Here is a 7,949-nt window from a genome sequence, read left to right as displayed (position 1 = left end):
CCGGCGCCCGCCTACCGCCCCATCTAGGGCACCCCGACCCCCCAGAGACACCGGCGCATTGGAGCAGGTTCAGCCCTCGCACAAGACGCTGCGCGGCCCCCGCGGCGCGATGCTGATGGCCGACGACGACGAGAAGGCCACCGCGCTCAGAAAGGCCGTCTTCCCCGGCCTGCAGGGCGGCCCGCACAACCACACCACCGCCGCCATCGCGGTCGCGCTGCACGAGGCCGCTCAGCCGGAGTTCAAGGCCTACGCCCACCAGGTGGTCGCCAACGCCAAGGCGCTGGCCGAGGAGCTCGCGAGCCGCGGCTTCGACCTGGTCTCCGGCGGCACCGACAACCACCTGATCCTCATCGACCTGACCTCCAAGGGCGTCGCGGGCAAGCCCGCCGCCAAGGCGCTCGACCGGGCCGGGCTGGAGACCAACTACAACACGGTCCCCTTCGACCCGCGCAAGCCCTTCGACCCGTCCGGCATCCGCATCGGCACGCCCTCCGTCACCTCCCGCGGGATGGGCGAGGCGGAGATGCGGCAGATCGGCGCCTGGATGGACGAGGTCGTCACCGCCCTCGCCAAGGGCGACGCCGAGGACGTCATTTCGCGTGTCCACCGCGAGGTGAGCGAGCTTACTGCTCAGTTCCCCGCCCCGGGCCTCTAAATAAAAGCCCTCATCTTGTACGGCGGTGCCAAGTGGGCGCCGCCCGCCGCACGGGGCTCATGGCCTCCAGGGTGACGCCCGCTGACCCGCGCAGGGCCGGCCGCCGTTACGGCGCACCCTGGGCCGTGACCGTGGTGAGCCGGCAGTCCCTGATCGTCGCCACCGGGACCACCTGGTGCTTCGGCTCCCGGTGGTCGCCCTCGGCGTCCACGTAAGTGCGGTCGGTCGTTTCAGCGAGGCGGAAGATCGTGGCGTGCCGGATCGCCCCGTCGTCGTCCAGCCATGGCGAGTCCATACGCAGGATACGGCGGGGTGTGTCGGTGACCGCCTTGATCGCGTCGTTCAGGGGCAGGCCGCAGGCCAGCAGTTTCGTGATCGTGGTGGCCAGGTCGTGGACCGGGCCGTTGATGTTGCGGACGTGGATGTCCGTGCTGATCGTGTGCGGCCGGAATCCCGCCGCCACCGCGCTCTCCGCCACGGCGAAGCTGAAGCTGGCCGCGCCGTGGCCCACGTCCAGCTGGACGCCCCGGTCCAGCGCCCGCGCCAGGGGCGGCGTGGGCGTGCCGTCCCGATGCCACGGCGTTCCGGTCTTGCCGTGGTAGCAGTGCGTGACGACGTCGCCCTCCCCGAGGAGGTCGAGGACGTCGCCGATCAGCGGCGGGGCCTCTCCCACGTGGACCAGCAGCGGCAGGCCCGCCTCTCTGGCGACGAGGCGGCCGAGCTGGAGCGGCTGCAACCCCATCGCGCCGACGATCGCGCCGCTGCAGCGCACCTTCACGCCGCACACCACCTCCCGGTGCCGGTCGATGGCGGCCAGCGTGGCGTCCACGTCGATGAACGAGGGATCGGCGGTCTCGCGGAGGTGGACCAGGCCGTGCGAGCCGATGTTGAGCCAGGCGCGCACCTGCGTCCGGGCGGCCGGGATGACATAGCGGACGAGGCCGTCGATGGTGGCCTGGCCCGCGCTGCCCGCGTCGGCCACGACATGCACGCCGCTGTCCAGACCCACCAGGTCAGGCGGCACGCTGATCTGCGTCATCCCGTCGTAGACGTGCGTGTGCAGGTCCACCCAGCCGGGGCCGATGTAGAGCTCCTCGCCCTGGTACGCGGACGGCTTCAGGCGGGCCGCGCCGCCGTCGAGCGACAGCCGGGCGGGGGTGGGCGAGCCGATGACGTGCAGCGGGGCATCGAGGTTCATGAGAGCGCCTTCGTGACGGCGGCGTTGTGGAAGGTCCGGCGGATACGGGCGATCGCGTTCGAGGCGCGGGTCGGGTGGACGCGGTTGGTCAGCAGCACCGCCCAGAAGTCCAGCTCCGGGTCCACCCACAGGCTCGTCCCCGTGAAGCCGTTGTGGCCGTAGGCCGAGGCGGTGAGCAGGTCGCCGCCGCTGGTCACGCGCGGCTCGTAGCCCTGCCAGGCCAGGGCCCTGCCGTCTACCCTGGTCTCGGTCATCACGGCCAGGGTGCGCCGCCCCACGACGCCCTCGCCGCCCCGGCACAGCGCGGTCCCCAGCCGGGTCAGGTCGTCCAGCGTGCCGAACAGGCCCGCGTGGCCCGCGACTCCCCCGAGCACCTCGGCGTTCTCGTCGTGCACCGTGCCCTGGACGATCCGGCCGCGCCACAGGCATTCCTCGGTGGCCGCCGCCCGTGCCCGGTCGGCCTCCGGGAGCACGAACCGTGTCTCGTCCATGCCCAGGGGCGCGGTGACGCGCTCGCGTACCAGCCGATCGAGGGGCGTGCCGGCGGCGCTCTCCGCGAGCAAGCCGAGGATCATGAAGCCCTGTGAGCTGTACTCCACGCCCGGGTCCGGGCGCGACGGCAGGCTCACGAGGGCGGCGAGCAGGTCCTCCCGGGCCGGGCAGCGGCGGTAGAGGGGCTGCTGACCGGGGATGCGGGAGGTGTGGGTGAGCAGCTCGAACACCGTGACGTCCGCCTTGTCGGTGCCCGCGTATTCCGGCAGGTGCAGGGCGACGGGGTCGTCCAGGGTCACGTCGCCGGACTCCACCAGCGACATCACCGCCAGGCCGACGATCGGCTTGGTGACCGAGGCGAGGTCCCACAGCGTGTCGTCGCCGACCGGGCCCCCGTCCCAGCGCAAGGTTCCGAGCGTGCCGCGCGCGACCGCACCCGCGGATCGGCCGTAAGCCCAGGCCGCGCCCGAGAACTCCCCCTTGTCCCGAGCTTCCGACAAGAGCGCCATTACCGTCATGCGTTCCTCCCCAGAGCCGCCGAGACCCGGGCGGCGGCGGCCACCACCAGCGGGCCGAGCAGCGGCACATCGTCTTGGCTCAGGTTGAGCGTCAGCCCCGCCACGCTGACCGCGCCCACCGCCGTCCCGGCCGCGTCGCGCACCACCGCGCCGACGCACCGCACGTTGGACTCGTTCTCCTCGTCGTCGATCGCGTACCCGCGATCCCGCACCGCCTCCAGCTCGGCCAGCAGCTGGCCGGGGTCCACGATCGTGCTGGGCGTGTTGCTGATCAGCGGCGCGGTCGCCGCCAGCACCGCCCGTACCTCCTCGTCCGGCAGGTGCGCGAGTATCGCCTTGCCGATCGCCGTGCAGTGCAGCGCTATCTGCGTCCCGACCCGCGAGGCCATCCGGTACGGCTGCTGCGACTCCACCTTGGCCAGGTAGACGGCGGACAAGCCGCTGCGGATGGCGAAGTGGACCGTGTGGGACGTGTTCCGCTTGAGGTTCTCCAGGATCGGCCGGACCAGGGTCGTCATATCCCGGTCAGTGAGCGCCGCGCCGGCCAGCGCGAGGATCGCCGGGCCGGAGGCGTAGGTGCCGTCGCCGTGCGAGACGGCGTACCCCTGGGCGATGAAGATCTGCAGGATCCGGTGCACGGTCGTCTTGTTGATGCCGGTCCGCTGGGCGATGTCCGCGAGGCGGCGGGGCTGATCATGACCGGCCAGGGCCCCTAAGACGACGAGCGTCTTCTCCACCGAGTTCATTGCCACCTGTTCCAAAAGGGTTGACGGACTTGACCGAAACGAGTCATATTCAACCACGTGATACGACGTTTCACCATATGAAACGCCAGAACTAGGGAGGCGGACGATGTCCGACCGCGCGCCGCTAGCCCGCCGGGACCTCTTCAAGATCGGCGGCCTGGCCGCGGCGACAGCGTCACTCGGGGCCTGCGCCAGCACCAAGCCGTCCAGCGGTCAGGCGAGCGCGGCGTCCGCGCTGCGGGTCTCGATGGCCGCGGACGCCACCACCCTCGACCCCCACAAGCAGGGCGACCTGCCCTCCATGAACGTGCTGATCAACATCTTCGACACGCTCACCGTCAGGGACACGAGCGACAAGCTCGCCGGCGGCCTGGCCGAGCGGTGGGAGTCGAAGGACGACCGGACCTGGCGCTTCTACCTGCGCAAGAACGTGACCTTCCACAACGGCGAGCCATGCGACGCCGCGGCGGTGGCGTACAGCATCGAGCGCCTGATCAACCCCGCCACCCAGTCCCCGATCGTCGAGCTGCGCCTGGTCACCGGCGCGAAGGTGATCGACACGCACACCGTCGACCTCGTCGCCAAGGCCCCCGACCCGATCCTCCCAGCCAAGCTGTCGCTGTTCGGCGGGGTGATCGTGCCGCCCAAGTACATCAAGGAGAAGGGCGACCAGGCCTTCGCCGAGCACCCGATCGGCACGGGGCCGTTCACGTTCGACCAGTGGCAGCGCGACAGCCAGATCACGCTCAAGGCCAACCCGGGCTACTGGAACGGCAAGCCCGCCGTCGAGCAGCTCACCTTCAAGATCATGCCGGACCCGTCCGCGTCGCTGGCCGCGCTCCAGTCCGGCGAGGTGGACATCGTGACCGGCCTGACCCCCGACGCCGCCCAGCAGCTCGGCGACGCGCCCGGCTTCAAGGTCGTCACCTCCCCCGGCGTGCGGACGTTCTTCGTCTCGCTCGACACCGAGGAGGGGCCGCTGAAGGACAAGCGGGTGCGCCAGGCGCTCAACCACGCGCTGGACGTGGACGCCCTCATCAAGTCGGTGCTCAACGGCGCCGCCGAGCGGACCCCGACGCTCATCCCGCGCCAGGCGTTCGGTTTCGACCCGGCGATCCAGCCGTACCAGCACGACGTGGCCAAGGCCAAGAGCCTGCTCGCCGAGGCCGGCCAGGCGAACGGCTTCGCGGTCCAGCTGTCGGCGTCGACCGCCGACAAGGACGTCGTCCAGGCCATCGCCGGGCAACTCGCCCAGGTCGGCGTCAAGGCCGAGGTGGCGCTGCTCGACCCGGCCACGTTCAAGGGCCGCCTGGTTTCGGACAACCGCAAAGCCCTCGGCGCGATGTACTTCGTCGGCAACTCCGGCTGGACCATGGACGCCTCCAGCAACCTGCAGTCGTTCGTCCGGCACGACAGAAGGCAGAGCCGCTGGAACGACCCCAAGGCCGATGCGCTGGTCGACAAGGAAGAGCAGTCCGTGGATCCGAAGGTGCGCCAGGAGGCGTTCACCGAGCTGCAGAACATGCTCATGGAGGAGTCGCCGTTCCTGTATCTGTATCAGGCGAGCATCCTGTACGCGGTCAGCGACAAGGTGCAGTGGAAGACCAACGCCAACGGCACGCTGGCCATGGCGAGCACCAAGCTCACCACCTCATGATCCGGTTCGTCGGCAAGAGGGTCGGCCACACCCTGCTGGTGCTGTTCTGCGTGGCCACCGTGTCGTTCTTCATCGTCCGGCTGGCCGGCGACCCGGTGCAGCAGATGCTCCCGCCGGAGGCCACCGCCCAGCAGGAGGCCGCGCTCAGGGCGAGCCTGGGCTTCGACCGGCCGCTGCTCGACCAGTACGTCTCGTACATGACGGGCCTGCTCAGCCTGGACTTCGGCCAGTCGGTGTTCTTCCACAGGCCCGCGTTCGAGGTCATCATGGAGCGCCTGCCGCTCACCGTCGACCTGGCCGTGTCCGCGATGGCGTTCACGCTGATCGTGGCCATCCCGGCGGGCATCGTGGCGGCGGTGAGGAGGGGCACGGCGACCGACACCTCGGTCATGGCCTCGGTCCTGGTCGGCCAGTCCACGCCCGCGTTCTGGGTGGGCATCCTGCTCATCCTGGTCTTCGCGGTCAACCTGCGGTGGCTGCCCGCCTCCGGCACCGGCTCGCCCGCTCACCTGGTCTTGCCCGCGATCACGCTCGGCCTCTACTCGGCCGCGATGATCGCCAGGCTGCTGCGTTCGTCGCTCATCGACGTACTCGGCGAGGACTACATCCGCACGGCCCGCGCCAAGGGGCTGTCCGGGTTCAGGGCCGTCACCTCGCACGGCCTGCGCAACGCGTCCCTGCCGGTCGTCACCGTGGTCGGCCTGGAGGTCGGCAGCCTGCTCGGCGGCGCCATCCTCACCGAGCAGGTCTTCTCCTGGCCGGGCATCGGGCGGCTCACCGTCGAGGCGATCACGTACCGCGACTACCCGCTCATGCAGGCCACGGTGCTGTTCCTGGCGGCCGTCTTCGTCATCGTGAACCTGATCGTGGACCTCTCGTACGCCCTGCTCGACCCTCGCGTGAGGCTTTCCTGATGTTGACCGCAACCCTGCGCGCGCTGCGCCGCAACCACGCCGCCAAGGTCGCCGTCGCCGTCATCGCGCTTGTCGTGCTCGTCGGCCTGTTCGCGCCGCTGATCGCCCCCCACGACCCGAACATACAGAACCTCGACCTGAAGCTGCGCCCGCCGTTCAGCGAGCCGGGGTACCTCCTCGGCACCGACAAGCTGGGCCGTGACGTGCTCAGCCGCATCGTCTACGGCACCCGCGTCTCGCTCCTCGTGGGCCTGGCCGCCACGCTGCTGTCCGGCGTGGTGGGCGCGGTCGTCGGGGTGATCAGCGGCTATTACCGGGGCTGGCGGGAGCAGGTGTTCATGCGGCTGGCGGACGTGCAGCTCGCGTTCCCGTCGATCCTGCTGGCCCTGGCGATCATCGCGGTGCTCGGCCCGAGCCTGCTGTTCCTGATCCTGGTGCTCGGACTGACCGGCTGGGTCTCGTATGCCCGCGTCATCCGCGCCGAGGTGCTCTCGCTGCGAGAACGCGAGTTCGTCACCGCGGCCAGGGCCATCGGCGACACGGGACCGCAGATCATGGTCCGCCACCTCGTCCCGAACATCATCGCCCCGCTCGCCACCATCGGCACCCTCCAGGTGGCCTCGATGATCGTCGCGGAGGCGTCGCTCAGCTACCTCGGGCTCGGCGTGCCGCCCAACGTGCCCACATGGGGCAGCATGCTCGCCGACGGCCAGCTCTACCTGCGCAGCGCCTGGTGGATAGCGGTCTTCAGCGGCGCTGCCATCATGACGACAACACTCGCGATCAACGTCACCGGCGACCTCCTCCGCGACGTCGCCGACCCGAAGGCATACAACCGATGAACCTCGCCACGCACTACAAGTGCGACGACTGCCGGGCCACGTTCCCGCTGAAGACCCCCGCCCTGCTCTGCGAGGCGTGCGGCGGCCTGCTCGAGATCGAGTACGACCTCGGCCCCGCCCGGCCCCAGAAGATCATCGCCAGGGCGGCGAGCCGCCGCGACCTGGGGCTGTGGCGCTGGTCGGACCTGCTGCCACTGCCCGAGGGTGCCGAGCCGCTCCACCTCGGGGAGGGTGACACGCCGCTCATGCCGACGCGCCGGCTCGGCCGCCACGTCGGCCTGCCCAACCTGCTGATCAAGAACGACACCCTCATGCCCACCGGCAGTTTCAAGGACCGCGGCTTCTCCGTCGCCGTCGGCTTCGCCCGCGCGCTGGGCGTCAAGCAGGCGTTCACCTACAGCTCGGGCAACGCGGGCGCGTCCTTCGCCGCGTACGCGGCCAGGGCCGGGATCGAGGCCACCGTGCTGGTGGAGGACGTGGCCAACGAGTCCAAGATCTCCGCCATCAGTCTCACCGGCGCCCGCGTGTTGCGCCTGCGCTACCGCTCCAGCCTGGAGATCTTCGCTGGCGTGAGCGCCTTGTCGGAGGCCGGGTTCTACTGCTTCGTCAACTTCATCAATCCCGTGCGGCACGAGGGCATGAAGACGTACGCATACGAGGTCTGCGAGGCGCTCGGCTGGCGCGCGCCCGACGTGATGGTGCACCCGGTCGGCACCGGCGGAGGGCTCTACGGCGCGTGGAAGGGGTTCCGCGAGCTGCACCGGCTGGGGCTCATCGACAAGCTGCCCAGGATGGTCGGCGTGCAGCCGGCCACGTCGGCGCCGCTCGTGCGGGCGTTCGCCGAGGGCAGGACGGTCGCGAGCCGCCACGGCGACGCGAACAAGACCGTCGCCCAGAGCATCGCCGGCGACGCCCCCATCCAGG

Annotated in this window: 7 protein-coding genes and 1 pseudogene; 5 read left to right on the top strand and 3 right to left on the bottom strand. The window is 70.4% G+C overall.

From position 1 onward, the window contains the following. Window positions 1–658, top strand: a pseudogene (locus tag AB0J09_RS48985) (hypothetical protein); the annotation flags it as partial. 106 nt (window positions 659–764) lie between these two features. Here AB0J09_RS48985 and AB0J09_RS48980 read toward each other — a convergent pair. Genes AB0J09_RS48980 through AB0J09_RS48970 form a run of 3 tightly spaced genes read right to left on the bottom strand, consistent with a single transcriptional unit; the run spans window position 765 to window position 3,612 of the window. Continuing rightward, on the bottom strand, window positions 765–1,856 hold the full coding sequence (locus AB0J09_RS48980) for an amidohydrolase/deacetylase family metallohydrolase (protein WP_360707670.1): 1,092 nt from the start codon (window positions 1,854–1,856) through the stop codon (window positions 765–767). Then, complete coding sequence (locus tag AB0J09_RS48975) at window positions 1,853–2,866, bottom strand: serine hydrolase domain-containing protein (RefSeq protein WP_360707667.1); 1,014 nt, start codon at window positions 2,864–2,866, stop codon at window positions 1,853–1,855. Before AB0J09_RS48975 ends, AB0J09_RS48980 begins: the two co-directional genes overlap by 4 nt. Continuing rightward, entirely contained in the window at window positions 2,863–3,612 is a 750-nt protein-coding gene (locus tag AB0J09_RS48970) for an IclR family transcriptional regulator (protein WP_360707664.1), read from the bottom strand. The genes AB0J09_RS48975 and AB0J09_RS48970 overlap by 4 nt, the downstream gene beginning before the upstream one ends. Window positions 3,613–3,718: 106 nt before the next feature. Between AB0J09_RS48970 and AB0J09_RS48965 the strand changes: the two genes are divergently transcribed. The 4 genes from AB0J09_RS48965 to AB0J09_RS48950 form a co-directional block, all read left to right on the top strand. Then, window positions 3,719–5,269 (top strand): ABC transporter substrate-binding protein, encoded by a 1,551-nt coding sequence (locus AB0J09_RS48965; protein ID WP_360707661.1) that lies wholly within the window; start codon window positions 3,719–3,721, stop codon window positions 5,267–5,269. Continuing rightward, window positions 5,266–6,183 (top strand): ABC transporter permease, encoded by a 918-nt coding sequence (locus tag AB0J09_RS48960; RefSeq protein WP_360707658.1) that lies wholly within the window; start codon window positions 5,266–5,268, stop codon window positions 6,181–6,183. Before AB0J09_RS48965 ends, AB0J09_RS48960 begins: the two co-directional genes overlap by 4 nt. Next, window positions 6,183–7,025, top strand: a complete 843-nt coding sequence (locus tag AB0J09_RS48955) for an ABC transporter permease (RefSeq protein WP_360707655.1) — start codon at window positions 6,183–6,185, stop codon at window positions 7,023–7,025. Before AB0J09_RS48960 ends, AB0J09_RS48955 begins: the two co-directional genes overlap by 1 nt. Then, window positions 7,022–7,949: pyridoxal-phosphate dependent enzyme (locus AB0J09_RS48950; RefSeq protein WP_360707652.1), on the top strand; the 928-nt coding region annotated here is incomplete at its 3' end. The genes AB0J09_RS48955 and AB0J09_RS48950, both read left to right, overlap by 4 nt.

Origin of the sequence: Nonomuraea sp. NPDC049784, from assembly GCF_040659615.1 — a bacterium.
Taxonomy (GTDB): Bacteria; Actinomycetota; Actinomycetes; order Streptosporangiales; family Streptosporangiaceae; genus Nonomuraea.
The sequence above is the reverse complement of the archived record's forward strand: the minus strand, read 5'-3'. Positions and strand labels throughout refer to the sequence as shown.

What these genes read in the sequence shown, in the direction of transcription:
- AB0J09_RS48980 (WP_360707670.1), bottom strand. Translation starts at nt 1,856, where the DNA reads ATGAACCTCGATGCCCCGCTGCACGTCATCGGCTCGCCCACCCCCGCC.
- AB0J09_RS48970 (WP_360707664.1), bottom strand. Translation starts at nt 3,612, where the DNA reads ATGAACTCGGTGGAGAAGACGCTCGTCGTCTTAGGGGCCCTGGCCGGT.
- AB0J09_RS48965 (WP_360707661.1), top strand. Translation starts at nt 3,719, where the DNA reads ATGTCCGACCGCGCGCCGCTAGCCCGCCGGGACCTCTTCAAGATCGGC.
- AB0J09_RS48960 (WP_360707658.1), top strand. Translation starts at nt 5,266, where the DNA reads ATGATCCGGTTCGTCGGCAAGAGGGTCGGCCACACCCTGCTGGTGCTG.
- AB0J09_RS48955 (WP_360707655.1), top strand. Translation starts at nt 6,183, where the DNA reads ATGTTGACCGCAACCCTGCGCGCGCTGCGCCGCAACCACGCCGCCAAG.
- AB0J09_RS48975 (WP_360707667.1), bottom strand. Translation starts at nt 2,866, where the DNA reads ATGACGGTAATGGCGCTCTTGTCGGAAGCTCGGGACAAGGGGGAGTTC.